This is a genomic window from Lysinibacillus sp. FW12, assembly GCF_050817245.1.
GTDB classification, from domain to species: domain Bacteria; phylum Bacillota; class Bacilli; order Bacillales_A; family Planococcaceae; genus Lysinibacillus; species Lysinibacillus irui.
Window position 1 is genome coordinate 4,224,499 of the sequence record NZ_CP139094.1, and the last position, 14,882, is coordinate 4,239,380.

The window sequence follows — 14,882 nt, forward strand, 5'->3', positions numbered from 1 at the left end:
TACTTATGAAAAATTAAATATTTTCCATTTGATTTATATTTATACATAAATAAAAACAGTAAAAGAAAACTCAAATTGAGTTCTTTTACTGTTTCTTCACAATAGTTCAGAAAATTTATTCTTTTATATACATATTTTTATACATTTAATTTTTATTTTTGACCTTTCAACAAGGCTAGTATTTCTTCTTTTACAATGGAATGTGTAGTAGTATCCTCTAAAAAATCTAATGGAAAATAGATTTTATGATCTCGCTTCATACGTCCTGAAATAGAATCAACTATAATCGATTCTCGCGAAAGCTCCCGTAGCTCACCATTTTTCATTTCTAAGAATATCGGTACTCGTACTTCTTCTTCTCCAGGTCTGTAAAAATCATATGGCAAATCTGCCGTTGTATCGTGCACAAGATAATAATCTGGGTTCAAGTCAGCCTGTTTGAAAAGCTCTTGGAGTTTTTGATATTTATCTAACTCGACTCCAGGGTCTAAATCAATGTACTGAAATAGCTTACGGTTAACAAAGCGGCGACTTAAATCACTTAGAATAGCATCATCCTCTTGCATCCATAGCTGAAAATATGTAAAAAGTATACTCTCGTCTAACGCAAGATAATCCTCTAGTGTGATAGCATTACGGAAAAATGCTAGAAAGTGTGTAGGTTCATGCTTAAATGTATAACCTGCTAAGCTTAATTGTTTTACTCGTTTAAGAATATTATTTAAAATCACTTCTGCGCTACGGGACACTGGGTGGAAATAAATTTGTAAATACATCTGATAGCGACTCATAATATAATCTTCCACTGCATGCATACCTGTTGCTTTTATTACCACTTGGTTTTTACGTGGGCGCATTACTCTTAAAATCCGCTCCATATCAAAGTGACCATAGCTAACACCTGTAAAATAAGCATCACGCTGCAAGTAATCCATACGATCCGCATCGATTTGACTTGAAATTAAACTGATCACTTGCTTATTTGGATATGTCTTTTCAATTACTTGCGAGACCTTTTCAGGAAAATCATCTGCTACTTTTTTTAATACTGCATTTACTTCCGTATCGCCCAATAGTATTTGCCTTGTATAGTATTCATGATCCAGCTCAAAGACATTTTCAAAGGCATGTGAAAATGGTCCATGTCCTAAATCATGTAAAAGGGCTGCACATAATACTAATAGTCGCTCACCTTCATCCCAATCAGGGCGACCTACGAAAATATCGTCTACAATACGTCGGACAATTTCGTAAACACCAAGAGAATGGCTAAAGCGACTGTGTTCCGCTCCATGAAATACTAAAAATGTGGTACCTAACTGACGAATTCTGCGTAAACGCTGAAATTCTCTTGTACCCACTAAATCCCATATCACCTGATCTCGAACATGTACATACCGGTGAACAGGGTCTTTAAATACTTTCTCTTCTTGCAATTTAGCGTCTGCATATGTCATTTGGATAGCACCCCCATTTTGTTATAGTTCTATTATATGCGATAAATCTAGGACTAGCATACTTATTACCTTTTTTCTATAGATACTAACAACCTTTTTCAGCTATAATCCAATTTACCCCAAATTCTATTGGTCTAATATTTAAAGCCATCTAAAAATAAACAAAAACTATCCCTAACAAGTAGAGATAGCATGATGTTTTACTTATTTCTTTAATTTTGCTAAAACCTTTTCCATAAGTTCTTCTTCTGTTAAGGCAGCAACAGGTCGGCTATTTACAAAGGTAAATGTTTTTTTGCGTCCTGGACCACAGTAAGAATGACAGCCTATTTCGATGGTTGCATCAGGATCGATTTCCTTTAATTTTGGAATTAACGTTTTTAAGTTAACGGCCTGACATTCATCGCAAACTTTAAATTCGTTTGCCATTTTGTCAACAACCCTTTCTATATAGTATTTTTAAACAAAAATATCGCTCTATTGAACGCATGACCTTCACATATTTAAGTATGCAGCATACGTACAAACCTACATCGGGTATTGTATCGCATTTTTCCCCTTCTATTCAAGCATATTTCCTTCTACATAGATGAATAAAAGGTTAAAAGATTGGTCATGCTAGTCTTAAATAACAAGTTACCAATAAAGGTGGGAGGATTTAAAAAATGAGTAAAGTAAGACAAGATGCTTGGTTAAAAGAAAACGATGAATTATTAGCAGAGGCGGTTATTCGACATGTAACGGAAGGTAGCACACAGCTCAATGCCTTTGAAGAAGCTGGTGATGCATTGAACCGTACTGCTGCAGCCTGTGGTTTTCGTTGGAATGCGGTTGTTCGTAAAGAATACGAGGAACAATTAGCAGAAGCAAAGAAGGAAAGAAAAGAGAGAATGCGAGTGTTGGGAGCACCAGCAAGACGACGTGCTTCTAGTATGTTTACAGTAAATAGTAGTGCAGCAGAAGGAAAATCAATTCCACTATCTGCTCTTTCTCTTGATATTGTTATAGCCTATTTACTACGTTTACAGCATTCTGGTGAAGTAGGAAATGAATCTTCAAAATGGAGACAGCTTGTACATGTAACATCTGAGAAAAATAAAAAGCTAGAGAAAACTATTACAAAACTAGAAGAAGAAAATCGAGCGATTCGCAAGGATTACGAGCAATTTGTTCAAATTATGAATCGCGCTAGACGACTTGTTACATTAGATGAAGAGGAAGAGCGAATTGCGCCTGTTTTCAAAATGGAGAAAAACGGCAACCTTGTAACAAGCAGCTCTATTTATCAATCAGAAAATGGCGATGCGCTTAATTAGCAGCATCGCTTTTTTATGTTTCATATAATGAGTCTATGACTTTCGTTCAAGCATTTTGGCATTGCGCTCGAAAACACGCTGTAAATAAAAACCGTATAGCTTTAATTCCTCATTATCGAAAGATTGAGGACGAACTTCCTCAGCTAAATGATGAAGTAGTTGCTGAAGACGAATTACAACCGCCTCTACTGTTAAATTTGGATCGACAAGTTCTGAAAGCGAAGCCATGACTTCAGGCACAATTTGAGGATACACAAACTTTGTCTCTGCCTGTTGCAAACTTTCCTCATAAAAGTCACGAATAAGTGCAGCACGTTGTGAGCCGCTCCCTTCAATACATAAATAGATTTGAACAGCTACTCCTTGGCGTAGACGTCTTTGTGAAATGCCTGCAAATTTTTTCCCTTCAATACTTAAATCATAAGATCCTGGACAATAAGAGCCTACTATTTCATAAGCCTCAATTTTAGTAGCTACTTCTGGGAACAACCCCTTCACAAGATCTACCATTACATCATAGCCATCATTAATGCTAAGTGACTGAGTTTGTTCAGACAATATAATAGAAATATTGAGAACTCCTTCATCTAGCACTACCGCTAATCCACCCGAGTTACGAACGATAGGATGATAGCCTCTAGACTCTAGTAATTCCATACCTTGTTGAACATAAGGTAAACGATGATCTTGAATACCAAGTACAACCGAAGCCTCATGAACCCAGGTACGAATTGTTGGCGGCGAAGTTAATTGCCCAACTAATTGACACAACGTATCATCTGTCGCAAATGATTCTAACGGTGATCTTTGCTTTGCACTAATCGATTGATCATAAAAACGCCAAATTGGCTGTTGTAACATACTTTTCATATTGGTACTCCTCTATCTACATCTCTTCTCTTAGCATACATTATCTCTAGTTGGTGTCAAATTCGTGAACTACTATCATGAATTTAGGGATTTTGTACAAACTATGATAAACTAATTTTTGAATGGTATTCACTTATAAAGGAGTGTTTTCAATAATGAATGAAGCAGCAATTACATTAGATGGATGGTATGCTTTACATGACTTCCGCTCAATCGACTGGGCTTCTTGGAAACTTGTTTCTGCTGAAGAACGTCAGGCAGCAGTAGAAGAATTTATTGCTTATTTAGAAAAGCTAAACGAAGCTGATATCGCAAAAACAGGTGCACATGCATTTTATGCAATCGTTGGCCAAAAAGCTGACTTTATGATTATGACATTGCGTGAAACAATGGATGAGCTACAAGAGCTTGAAGCAGAATTTAATAAATTAGCGATAGCTGATTTTACAATTCCTACATACTCTTATGTATCTGTTGTGGAGCTTTCTAACTATTTAGCCGGCGAATCAAATGAAGATCCGTACCAAAATCCACATGTACGTGCACGTTTATATCCTGAACTTCCACGTGCTAAATATGTATGCTTCTACCCGATGGATAAACGCCGTCAAGGGAACGATAACTGGTACATGCTATCAATGGATGAGCGTAAATCATTAATGCGTTCTCACGGAATGATTGGCCGAGGCTATGCTGGTAAAGTTAAGCAAATTATTACAGGTTCTGTGGGCTTTGATGATCACGAATGGGGCGTAACATTATTTGCTGATGATGTGCTACAATTCAAAAAATTAGTATATGAAATGCGCTTCGATGAAGTATCTGCACGCTACGGCGAGTTCGGTGAATTCTTCGTCGGAAACCTACTGGATAAAGATAAACTGGTTAAATTCTTAACTGTTTAATACCAATTAAAAATGCGAGTCCCTGCTATGGACTCGCATTTTTAAATTTCGTTTTCTTCAGCATTCTCGGATTCAAATATTAAAATAATGATATGAATAAAAAATCCAGTAAGAATCATCAGAAAAATCAAATACCCATTATATGGTTGATTGTAGTATTCTGCTATTGCTACTGCCAAAAAAGCACTGATAATAATGGCTACAAACATACTAAAAATACGCATGGATACGCTCCTTCATAAATGCATATATTATTTCATCTTTAGTATGTCTCGGTTAATAGTTACTATACTTGCTACGTAAAAGTTTTACGTCTAGGCAAGATTCATCTTTTTTGAGGATATATTCTTATAACGCTTCGCCAGATCCAAGATAAAAAAGCGCCATCCCTCTACGATGACACTTTCTTATCCAGTAGATTTTAACCTCCACATACTTCCTTAAGAGCTTTCATCCTTTACCTTTAAAATTAAAATAACCGTTTGAATAAAAAAGCCAATCACAATAATTAATATAAAGAGGTACCAATGGAGTGGCTGTCCATAAAACTCTCCTAGTAGAAAGGCTAATACTGCACTTAATAAAATCCCGAACCAAACCCCAATTTCCATTACCCATCACCTCACATGTATGGAATACACATGCAATTCATTTCACGTTCCCCTATTTCTATCTTTTTCTATTTACCCGTTTTATCTAAAAAACTATGGAACTTGTAGGATTATCAATTAATTTATGGGCATTTGTCGTTATTACTACTATATGCATACTAACTTTGATGTGTGATTGTCTTTCTTATCAAAATTGAACATGTCTACAATACCCTCGTGCATATACTGTCTGCGAGGAGGTATGAAAATCGCTGTTATCAAGACGAATGATGCACAAACAGCCCTACTAGCAAGACTTATGCGTGCCGAAGCAGAAGGTGAAGGAGAGCTAGGCATGTTAATGGTTGGGAATGTTGGTGTTAATCGTGTAAGGGGTGATTGTTTAGACTTTGGTGATATTCGAACAATTGAGCAGATGGTTTATCAACGTCCAGGAGGCTTTGAAGCGACTCAAAAAAGTTATTTTTATCAACGAGCACGTGATCAAGATATTCGGTTAGCAAAACGGGTGATTCAAGGCGAACGATTTCATCCAGCGACCCGCTCCTTATGGTTTTTCATGCCTGCAGGTGAATGTCCTGCACAATGGTATGGCCAGTGGAATACTGGCAGATTCAAATCTCATTGCTTTTTCTCGCCAACTGAACAAGATTGTCCTCAAATTTAAAAAGAAAGTAGGTCGATAATTGATGATGCCTTATTATTGGACACCAACAACGCAACAACAAATGACTCCTCCTCCAGTGACACTTCCAAGCGGAAGACCACCTGGTCGCGAAGAGTCCTATATAGAAAATATTTTAAGATTGAATCGAGGAAAACCAGCTACCTTCCATTTTTCTTTTGAGCATGCAGTAGAACAGGGAAAAAACACAAAAACTGTGCGTGGTGTAGTGGAAGCCGCTGGACGGGATCATGTCATTATCCGTGAACTTAAATCCAATCATCGTTTCCTATTCCCTATGATTTATTTTGATTTCGCTGAGTATGATGAAGAAATGGCTTATTTTAATCAGAATCCATAATTGTATTTTCTAGTGTAAAAATCCGCAATACGCTCACTGACAAATGGTCAATGAGCGTATGCGGATTTTTTATCGTTTACTCGATTTCATTTCCTTTCAAATACGCTAATGTTGCTTTACCTAAAGTTTTTGCAGCAATCAGCATGGCACGTTCATCAAAATCAAAGCGGGCATGATGATGAGGATAGGCCGTTTCCCACTCTGGCTTTTTAGCACCGGTGAAGAAGAATGTACCTGGTACTTTTTCTAAATAATAAGCAAAATCCTCCCCAACCATAAACGGTGGACATGTTCTTACGTGCGCTACACCTGGTACAGTTGAAGCTAGCTCAGTCACGAAATCGGTTTCTTTCTGATGATTATAAACAGGTGGATAGCCTCTTGAGTAGCGATACTCATAGCTTGCCCCGAATGCAAGGCAAGTTGCATTCAATACTGCTTCTAGCTCTCGCTCCATTTGTGTCCGTACCTCTTCTTCAAATGTACGAATTGTTCCCGCCAGTACCACTCGGTCAGCAATAACATTAAACGGATTAATTGCTTCGAAATGACCGATTGTTAACACAGCTGATTTTAATGGATCAATACGTCTTGAAACAAGCTGTTGAGCATTGATGACAAATTGTGAGGCAAGGGTTACAGCATCAATGGAGTGATGTGGCTCTGCACCATGACCACCCTTTCCTTGGATCGCAATTTCTACTTTATCAGCGGCAGCCATAATTGCGCCATCTTTCACTAAAATTTCTCCTAATGGTGTAGGTGCCCATAGATGTGTACCAAAAATAACATCTACCCCATCTAAACATCCGTCCTCTATCATTGGCTTTGCTCCACCTGGTGCCACTTCTTCAGCATGCTGATGAATAAAAACTACATTGCCTGCTATGTCGTCCTTCATCGCATTAAGTGCCTTAGCTAACCCGAGCAATGTGGCTGTATGACCATCATGCCCACAAGCATGCATTATTCCAGGTACTTTAGATTTATAGGGTACATCATTTTCCTCTTGTATAGCTAAAGCGTCAAAATCAGCTCGCAATGCTACTGTTTTGCCAGGTTTATTACCGTGTAATATGGCTACTACACCACGCCCCCCTACACCTTCACGAACCTCATGGCCCAATTCTCTATGAAAAGCAGCTATATAAGCTGGCGTCTTCTCTTCCTCAAAGGATAATTCAGGGTATTCGTGTAAGTGCCGACGAATTCCTACCATCTCATCATAATAACGATCTATGAATGTAAATAGCTTTTCCATGCTTCCACAACCTCACTTTTTATATTTTCAAAATATTACAAGTAATAGTAGTGTACTATAATAACTTGTTAAATGAATACGATTTACATTGAGAGTAATTGTTTATAACAAAGAAAACTCTCCTACACATAGTGCAAGAGAGACATAATTCATTAGCGAGCATGTTTTAGAGCAGATAAGATAATGAGTAACCATCCTATTAAAAATAGGACGCCACCAATCGGTGTAATGGCACCCAACACTTTTATACCACTTATTGCTAATACATATAAGCTACCTGAAAAGAAAACAATCCCAAGGTTAAAGAAAATACCTGCCACATTTAATTGTTTCACTTCACCAAATAGTTTAGAGCTCATTAGTAGGCCAATAACTAGCAAGCCCGTAGCATGAAACATTTGATATTGGACTGCGGTTTCCCAAATACCTCGACTATATTCATCTAAAACTTCCTTTAACGCATGTGCACCGAATGCACCAAATGCCACTGCTAATAGGCCGTGAAGAGCACCTGACACGATAAATCTTTTCATTTCTCGTTACCCTACCTTTAAAATGGATTAAAAATCAAAAATGGAATCACCATTTGCTCCATCTTCTTCAATCTTTGAAGTATATAAAGTTGATGGTTTTGACTCTGCCACAAGCATTTGTGGTAAATGCTCAGGAGGTGTGATTGATGCGGTATCACTTGGAGAATCTAACACCACATCACATAATGCTCGAATGGCTATAAGAGCTTCGCGAATTTGTTGATCATTCCCTGCATTTTTTGCACCAGATAATTGTTTTTCAAGTTGTTGTATAACGGCTTGATAAGGAATCATTACATTCTCCCACTTTCTACTTTTGGTACAAATTTCAAACAATCCATACCTGAGGATTGTTTAACGACAACGGATGGTATTTGCTTTGTTTTAAAGCCATATGCTGCACAAGCTCGTGGGGTTTGTGGGTCCCAGGTTACTTTAAAGAACTGACACTTAAAACAATTCACCTTCATCATCGTCCCTCACTTTCTTCTATAATAACTGTATCATGATTTGTAGAGGGTATAAAGCAAACGATTTGTGCCAATCTATGCTAAACACCAATCAATGGGTTGCTTGCCCCACTCCTCTAATTGCTGGTTAATTGTTGAATATGGTTTACTTCCAAAAAATCCTCGGTATGCACTTAGAGGGCTCGGATGTGGCGCCTCGAGGATGGCATGAGGTGTTTTATATTTTCGTATCAGCTGTTTTTTTCGCTGTGCTGGTTTACCCCAAAGCACAAAAATAAGTGGTTCTTCCCTAGCTGCCAATTGATCAATTACAGCATCGGTAAATTGCTCCCACCCTTGATCTTTATGAGAATGTGCCTGTCCCGCTCGCACCGTAAGAACCGTATTTAAAAGCATGACACCTTGCTCTGCCCATTTTGTTAATGTTCCATTTTTAGGAATAGGACAGCCAATATCATCTTGTAGCTCTTGAAACATGTTTCGTAAGCTAGGTGGATGCGGAATACCTGGCTTAACTGAAAAGCTTAAGCCATGTGCTTGATTTGGACCATGATAAGGATCTTGTCCTAAAATCACTACCTTTACATCATGGTAAGCTGTTGTATAAAATGCATTCATTACATCATCCATTGGTGGATAAATAGTTTGTGTGGAATATTCATTTGCTATAAATTGGCGTAGTTGTTGATAGTATGGTTTTTCCATCTCTTTAGCGAGTATTTCTTGCCAATCATTCGGGAATACTTGTTTCATCGTCCATTAAGCCCCTTTCTCTTCTTACAACGGTACAAAAAATTAATCTTGAATTCAAGCGTCATTTCAAACTGACCTTATATAAATATCATATTCTGGCTATTTTTATAGAATCAGATTCAGACTATACTAAATGGTAAATTTAATTACGATAAAGGAGATCTTTTACATGACTCTAAAAAAAACATTAACAATTGCTGGTTCAGATACATCAGGCGGAGCTGGGATGCAAGCCGACCTAAAAACATTTCAAGAGCACGGTACATATGGTATGGTAGCTTTAACAGTTGTCGTAACAATGGATCCGAACGGCTGGACACATCATGTTACTCCACTCCCAACAGAGCTTTTACAAAAGCAAATTGACACAGCTCTTTCTACAGGTATTGATGCCATTAAAACAGGTATGTTATCAACTGAAGAAATCATTCGTATTGCTGGTGAGGCTATCGCAAAATCAGGCACAACAAATGTAGTTATCGATCCTGTGATGGTATGTAAGGGAGAAGATGAAGTCCTGAACCCTGGTAACACAGATGCTATGATACAACATCTTTTACCATTAGCAGCAGTCACAACACCTAATCTTTTCGAGGCTGGACAATTAGCTGGGACAGGTACACCCAAAACAATAGATGAAATGAAAACAGCAGCACGAAAAATCCATGAACTAGGTGCAAAAGCTGTTGTCATCAAAGGTGGAAAAGCACTAGCAACAGAAAAAGCAACAGACCTATTCTTCGATGGAGAAACATTCTTCCTATTAGAATCCGAGAAAGTTGCTTCGACTAATAACCATGGTGCAGGCTGTACATTTGCTGCTTCTGTAACGGCAAACCTTGCCAACGGTCTTTCTATTAAAGATGCTGTTATTGAGGCAAAAGAATTTGTATCAGCTGCCATCGCACATGGCTGGGCTCTAAATGACTATGTTGGTCCTGTCATGCACGGAGCAAAATCCCGTTATGGTGCTCCACAAGTAACAGTAACTGAAGTTTAATTAAGAAAGGGATGGCCTCAAAAGTTATTTGAGACATCCCTTTTCTTTACAGATATTTCTCCATCATCTCAAGCCTATAATCCCATGGGTCATTTATTGAAATAAATTGGGCTAAAGCCTTACTTTCCTTTTTACGCTCAGCACGTGCCTTTGCTCGCTCTGAAGCAGTTTCATGCAACCTCGTTTCCTCCACCGTTTCGGGGATAACACGGGGAACTAACGCAGGTTTTTTATTGTCATCTAATGCTACAGAGGTTAATAATGCAGTCACTGCCACCTTTCTTTCCCCTGTTTTCAAGTTTTATTTAATTTTCAGAATATTACAATCTTTAAACGATTCTTTATTGTTTACGTATCAGCTAAAGTTAAAATGGGACAAGATACGTTAGGACTTCGTATCCCATATATTAGCTGTATGGGAGGGGAAAAGATGAAAAAAAACAAGATAGAGGACGTAACGGAAGAATCAGGATTACTAGCAGGAGAAATCACCTCTTCAAAAGTTGAAGTAATTTCTTCCATTATATTAACACTTGGTTACTCATTATCCACCCTTGCCACCATATTAGCTCTGCAGGAGGAGGAAGAATTAGCACAGGCCAAGACAACTGAAACCCAAGATCAAAATCTTTATATGAGGCAAATGTATAAGCAGCTACAAAATATGAACAATCGTTTAGATGCGATAGAGCGCAAGCTTAATCGATACTAACGAATACATAGCCTACACAAAAACTCAATAAAAAACCGCGACTCTCCGTCATAAAAGAGAATCGCGGTTTTTTACTATACTATGATAATGAGCTTCATTTTTCTTCCTTTTTCACAGCAACCTGTATACCTGTTAAAGGAACGTCATCTATTGTACCAAGATAGAGTTCGTTATTACCGAAATAATACTCCCTCTAACAGCTGGAGCTGTCTACACACACGATTTAGGAAGAAGTCATGGTTGCAATATCTATTAGGATGTGAAGATGGATACAATACAAAACGACACATTTTGTACATATTTATTTTCACACTCCCTATATTGATACATTACAATAATTTTTTCAAGAATATTGCTTAAAAATTTATCATAGATTAAGAGATGATGATTCATTTACCTTGAAGACGTCTCAGAATTATTAGAGACATGTATGAGTTTGTTTAGTTAATCATTCTCGCTAAATTTTACTTGCCAGTCTAAAAAAATCTTGGCGTTTATTTATCTACTTCCAAAACAAAGTGTAAGTAGCAATAACTCCGAGGCTCAATGTAAATAAATCATGAATTTTTAATACCAAAGCAATCAATTTCCCTTTGCGAATTTTTTTTACTATACTAAAAGGAGAAATGATCGAGAGGAGTGTTAAGATGCAAGAAGTACAAGTAGAGACGTTGCAAGAATTGCTGAATTCTTTCGCCAACAAAGACGTTTATATTCATCTTGAGACGACAAACGGTTCTTATGCAGCACACTATGATGAAAAATTCTTTAATGCAGGTGCTTTTATTCGCAATGCTAAGATTAATTATGAGCTTGCTAAAGTGGTAGATCATGCACCGCATCGTGTTGGTTTAAAATTACCTCATGGTTGGGTTTATGCACAAGGCATTACACATTTTGAATTAGATGATTTAGGCCGTTTATTAATGGCTGGACTAGACTATTCTGGAAAATTGGCGATTGCACTTGAAATTAGTGAAACGCCATTTAGTTACTAAGGGGGACGACTATTTGAATTTACAACCACAACGTCATATTTTAATTGTGTACCCTCACCCAGATGATGAGGCTTTTTCAGTTGCCGGTACAATCGCCTACTATACAAAGAAAATGAATACACCTGTTACATATGCCTGTTTAACATTAGGCGAAATGGGACGTAATTTAGGTAATCCACCCTTTGCAACGCGTGAGTCCTTACCTGAAATCCGCCGTAAGGAGCTAGTTGCAGCAGCAGAGGCAATGGGTATTCAAGATTTACGTATGCTTGGTTTGCGAGATAAAACAATTGAATTTGAAGATGATGAGAAAATGGTAAAATTAGTGGAAGGTCTAATTGAAGAGCTAATGCCTTCTTTAATTTTCACATTCTTACCTGGTTTTGCAGTCCATCCAGACCACGAAGCAACAGCGCGTGCTGTTGTAGAGGCTGTACGCCGTATGCCAAAGGCTGCTCGTCCACAAGTATTTGGATGCGCTTTTGCCAATGATACGATTGAAAAAAATGGTGAACCGCATATTGTCTACGATATTCGTGAAATGAGAATGGACAAATTAAAAGCATTACAAGCCCATGCATCACAAACGGGCTGGATGATGCAGGAAACTGAAAAACGCATTGATGACGGTGAACCAATGAGTGAGAGCTGGCTCAATGTTGAAAAATTCTATATTGTTGATCCTGACAAATATGTAAAATAAAAAACGTTCTGTTCTCATTTTATCTTTGAGAACAGAACGTTTTTATTAGGAAGCTCTTACTTTATTCAAAATATGCACAACCATGGTGATTAGAAAAGCAACCACTAAGAATAAGAAGAATAAATAATGTGGTATATGGATATCGACAACACTCACTAACATTTTTAAGCCAATGACCCCAATAATTATAAAGGCTGTTGCTTCGAGCTCAGGAATTTTTTCGATAATGATTAAAAAAACACCTGCAATCGTTCTCATCATTAATATTCCTAACATTCCTCCAATTAAAAGCACCCACACTTGATCTGATACGGCAAAGGCAGCAAATATGGAATCGATTGAAAATGCAATGTCCATTAGTTCAACAGAGATGACCGTTGCCCAAAAGGTGCCAAAAAAACGTACCATCCATCCTGATTTTTTTACTTCTTTCACACTATCTTCATTCCCTATATGAAGAAAATGAGCCACACAGAGCCAAGCCAAATATAAAGCACCTAACACTTTAATAAACCAAAACTCTACAAGGTATACCCCTATACCAATGAATAAAAATCTAAAAAAATAGGCACCTAACATCCCATACATTAACGCTCGTTTACGTTGTTTATCTGGTAAATGTTTAACGAGTACTGCTAATACTAGTGCATTATCGGCTGACAGCAATCCTTCTATTATAATTAATGAGGAAATTAGCCCCCAAGATACAGGGTCGGTCAATACTTCCTGCCACATGGCCCAATCAAAAAATTGCCTATATGTAGATAGAATTCCTTGAATGATCTCCACCACTTACCCTCCCACTTGTCCTAAGCTAATCTAGTATATGCTTGACCATTTTTGTTATGAGAGTTGTATTTATTTGATAAAACGCTTACATCTTAAAATAGACACGGAAAATTTAGAATTTACTAAAAATTAATCACAAAAAGCAAAAAAAGTGTGCTATTATAGATGAATGTTTTAAACGTATAACGGAGGATGAATACTATGGAAGTTGCTGATACTAGAACCGTGCAAGTAGAGAATGTCTTAATTGCACATCATTTTTTAAAAGATGTAGTTGTGCATACGCCACTACAAAAAAACGACTATTTATCCGAGAAATACGGAGCAAATATTTATTTTAAACGCGAAGATTTACAGCATGTACGCTCATTCAAACTTCGTGGTGCCTATTATAAAATTAAAAAAATTGAAGATGAAGCACGCAATGCGGGTGTGGTCTGTGCAAGTGCAGGAAATCATGCACAAGGTGTAGCTTACGCCTGTGCACAATTAAAAATTCAAGCTAGCATTTTTATGCCCCAAACAACACCTAAGCAAAAAATAGATCAAGTCCGCATGTTTGGCCGTGAATATGTAGAGATTATTTTAGCAGGCGATACATTTGATGACTCTGCCGAAAGCGCGTTAAGTTACTGTGAGGAACACGGTAAAATTTTCATTCATCCATTTGATGATTTCGATGTTATTGCGGGTCAAGGAACTGTAGCAGTTGAAATTATGAATGACATGGAGGAACCAATCGACTACGTATTTGGTAGTATAGGCGGTGGTGGCTTAATGTCAGGCGTTTCTGCCTACGTGAAAAACCTCTCCCCTTCTAGTAAAATTATTGGTGTCGAACCAGCTGGAGCGGGCAGTATGAAAGCTGCTTTTGCTGAAGGTGGTGCGGTGGCTCTTGATTGGATTGACAAATTCGTCGATGGAGCTGCAGTAAAATGCGTCGGTCATCACACATATGATGTTTGTCGTCGCTATTTAGACGACATACTACTTGTACCTGAAGGCAAAGTTTGTACAACAATCTTAGATCTATATAATAAACATGCGATTATTGCCGAGCCTGCTGGAGCACTGTCAGTTGCAGCTCTTGATTTTTATAAGGAAGAAATTAAAGGTAAGTCAGTCGTTGTCATTATTAGTGGTGGTAATAATGATATTGGACGAATGCAGGAGATTAAGGAAAAGTCGCTTATTCATGAAGGGTTGCTTTACTACTTCATTGTCAGCTTCCCTCAACGTGCAGGCGCACTACGCCAATTCCTCACTAGTGTGCTAGGACCAAATGATGACATCACTACGTTTGAATATACTAAGAAAAACAATAAAGAAAGTGGTCCTGCCTTAGTCGGTATTGAACTTGGCGATCGAGCTGATTATGAAGGGTTGCTAGCGCGAATGAATGAGTTTGGCTTCAAATACAAAGAAGTAAACAATGACATTCAACTATTTGGCTTACTAGTTTAAAATAAAGAGTCTCAC

21 protein-coding genes are annotated in these 14,882 nt (G+C 37.7%); 9 read left to right on the plus strand and 12 right to left on the minus strand.

Annotated features, from left to right (window positions below; genetic code table 11):
• Window positions 1–152: 152 nt before the first annotated feature.
• Together SJW71_RS21630 and SJW71_RS21635 are read right to left on the minus strand one after the other, a co-directional pair.
• A complete protein-coding gene (locus tag SJW71_RS21630; protein WP_274795504.1) occupies window positions 153–1,457 on the minus strand; it encodes an HD domain-containing protein in 1,305 nt (434 codons plus the stop codon).
• Between the two features lie 204 nt (window positions 1,458–1,661).
• Window positions 1,662–1,886, minus strand: coding sequence for a DUF1450 domain-containing protein (locus SJW71_RS21635; protein ID WP_049667962.1), 225 nt, complete (start codon window positions 1,884–1,886; stop codon window positions 1,662–1,664).
• A gap of 236 nt (window positions 1,887–2,122) precedes the next feature.
• Here SJW71_RS21635 and SJW71_RS21640 point away from each other — a divergent pair, with 236 nt between their 5' ends.
• Window positions 2,123–2,773, plus strand: a complete 651-nt coding sequence (locus tag SJW71_RS21640; protein WP_274795503.1) for an RsfA family transcriptional regulator — start codon at window positions 2,123–2,125, stop codon at window positions 2,771–2,773.
• Window positions 2,774–2,806: 33 nt separating this feature from the next.
• Here SJW71_RS21640 and SJW71_RS21645 read toward each other — a convergent pair whose 3' ends face one another.
• Window positions 2,807–3,643: a lipoate--protein ligase family protein gene (locus SJW71_RS21645; protein WP_312505010.1), complete on the minus strand. Its 837-nt coding sequence runs from the start codon at window positions 3,641–3,643 to the stop codon at window positions 2,807–2,809.
• Window positions 3,644–3,798: 155 nt separating this feature from the next.
• Here SJW71_RS21645 and hemQ point away from each other — a divergent pair, with 155 nt between their 5' ends.
• Window positions 3,799–4,548: a hydrogen peroxide-dependent heme synthase gene (gene hemQ / locus SJW71_RS21650; protein WP_274795501.1), complete on the plus strand. Its 750-nt coding sequence runs from the start codon at window positions 3,799–3,801 to the stop codon at window positions 4,546–4,548.
• Between the two features lie 41 nt (window positions 4,549–4,589).
• Here hemQ and SJW71_RS21655 read toward each other — a convergent pair whose 3' ends face one another.
• Together SJW71_RS21655 and SJW71_RS21660 are read right to left on the minus strand one after the other, a co-directional pair.
• Window positions 4,590–4,772, minus strand: coding sequence for a hypothetical protein (locus tag SJW71_RS21655; protein WP_274795500.1), 183 nt, complete (start codon window positions 4,770–4,772; stop codon window positions 4,590–4,592).
• Between the two features lie 216 nt (window positions 4,773–4,988).
• Window positions 4,989–5,159 (minus strand): hypothetical protein, encoded by a 171-nt coding sequence (locus SJW71_RS21660; protein ID WP_197278966.1) that lies wholly within the window; start codon window positions 5,157–5,159, stop codon window positions 4,989–4,991.
• A gap of 241 nt (window positions 5,160–5,400) precedes the next feature.
• Here SJW71_RS21660 and SJW71_RS21665 point away from each other — a divergent pair, with 241 nt between their 5' ends.
• Together SJW71_RS21665 and gerQ are read left to right on the plus strand one after the other, a co-directional pair.
• On the plus strand, window positions 5,401–5,826 hold the full coding sequence (locus tag SJW71_RS21665; protein ID WP_274795499.1) for a cell wall hydrolase: 426 nt from the start codon (window positions 5,401–5,403) through the stop codon (window positions 5,824–5,826).
• Window positions 5,827–5,848: 22 nt separating this feature from the next.
• A complete protein-coding gene (gene gerQ / locus SJW71_RS21670; RefSeq protein ID WP_004227629.1) occupies window positions 5,849–6,184 on the plus strand; it encodes a spore coat protein GerQ in 336 nt (111 codons plus the stop codon).
• Between the two features lie 76 nt (window positions 6,185–6,260).
• On the opposite strand, the gene SJW71_RS21675 is transcribed toward gerQ, so the two are convergent.
• The 5 genes from SJW71_RS21675 to SJW71_RS21695 form a co-directional block, all read right to left on the minus strand.
• On the minus strand, window positions 6,261–7,445 hold the full coding sequence (locus SJW71_RS21675) for a M20 family metallopeptidase (protein ID WP_431811530.1): 1,185 nt from the start codon (window positions 7,443–7,445) through the stop codon (window positions 6,261–6,263).
• 152 nt (window positions 7,446–7,597) lie between these two features.
• Window positions 7,598–7,978, minus strand: coding sequence for a DUF423 domain-containing protein (locus SJW71_RS21680; RefSeq protein ID WP_274795497.1), 381 nt, complete (start codon window positions 7,976–7,978; stop codon window positions 7,598–7,600).
• A gap of 27 nt (window positions 7,979–8,005) precedes the next feature.
• Entirely contained in the window at window positions 8,006–8,272 is a 267-nt protein-coding gene (locus SJW71_RS21685; protein WP_431811531.1) for a YwdI family protein, read from the minus strand.
• Entirely contained in the window at window positions 8,272–8,448 is a 177-nt protein-coding gene (locus SJW71_RS21690) for a uracil-DNA glycosylase (protein ID WP_274797261.1), read from the minus strand. Before SJW71_RS21690 ends, SJW71_RS21685 begins: the two co-directional genes overlap by 1 nt.
• A 75-nt stretch (window positions 8,449–8,523) precedes the next feature.
• Window positions 8,524–9,201: a uracil-DNA glycosylase gene (locus SJW71_RS21695; RefSeq protein WP_274795495.1), complete on the minus strand. Its 678-nt coding sequence runs from the start codon at window positions 9,199–9,201 to the stop codon at window positions 8,524–8,526.
• A gap of 169 nt (window positions 9,202–9,370) precedes the next feature.
• Between SJW71_RS21695 and thiD the strand changes: the two genes are divergently transcribed.
• Window positions 9,371–10,201, plus strand: a complete 831-nt coding sequence (gene thiD / locus SJW71_RS21700; protein WP_322604810.1) for a bifunctional hydroxymethylpyrimidine kinase/phosphomethylpyrimidine kinase — start codon at window positions 9,371–9,373, stop codon at window positions 10,199–10,201.
• Between the two features lie 46 nt (window positions 10,202–10,247).
• On the opposite strand, the gene SJW71_RS21705 is transcribed toward thiD, so the two are convergent.
• Entirely contained in the window at window positions 10,248–10,478 is a 231-nt protein-coding gene (locus SJW71_RS21705) for a hypothetical protein (protein WP_431811532.1), read from the minus strand.
• A gap of 153 nt (window positions 10,479–10,631) precedes the next feature.
• On the opposite strand from SJW71_RS21705, the gene SJW71_RS21710 reads away from it, so the two are divergent.
• The 3 genes from SJW71_RS21710 to bshB2 all read left to right on the plus strand — a co-directional run bounded on the left by SJW71_RS21710 (window position 10,632) and on the right by bshB2 (window position 12,614).
• Window positions 10,632–10,913 carry a hypothetical protein gene (locus SJW71_RS21710; RefSeq protein ID WP_274795492.1) on the plus strand — a complete coding sequence of 94 codons (282 nt, stop codon included), beginning with the start codon at window positions 10,632–10,634 and terminating at the stop codon, window positions 10,911–10,913.
• A 647-nt stretch (window positions 10,914–11,560) separates the two neighbouring features.
• Window positions 11,561–11,911, plus strand: coding sequence for a YojF family protein (locus SJW71_RS21715; RefSeq protein WP_274795491.1), 351 nt, complete (start codon window positions 11,561–11,563; stop codon window positions 11,909–11,911).
• Between the two features lie 13 nt (window positions 11,912–11,924).
• Window positions 11,925–12,614 (plus strand): bacillithiol biosynthesis deacetylase BshB2, encoded by a 690-nt coding sequence (bshB2, locus tag SJW71_RS21720; protein WP_274795490.1) that lies wholly within the window; start codon window positions 11,925–11,927, stop codon window positions 12,612–12,614.
• A 45-nt stretch (window positions 12,615–12,659) separates the two neighbouring features.
• On the opposite strand, the gene SJW71_RS21725 is transcribed toward bshB2, so the two are convergent.
• Window positions 12,660–13,403: a TerC family protein gene (locus SJW71_RS21725; RefSeq protein ID WP_431811533.1), complete on the minus strand. Its 744-nt coding sequence runs from the start codon at window positions 13,401–13,403 to the stop codon at window positions 12,660–12,662.
• 201 nt (window positions 13,404–13,604) lie between these two features.
• Between SJW71_RS21725 and ilvA the strand changes: the two genes are divergently transcribed.
• Window positions 13,605–14,867 carry a threonine ammonia-lyase IlvA gene (gene ilvA, locus SJW71_RS21730; RefSeq protein WP_322611239.1) on the plus strand — a complete coding sequence of 421 codons (1,263 nt, stop codon included), beginning with the start codon at window positions 13,605–13,607 and terminating at the stop codon, window positions 14,865–14,867.
• Window positions 14,868–14,882: the final 15 nt, after the last annotated feature.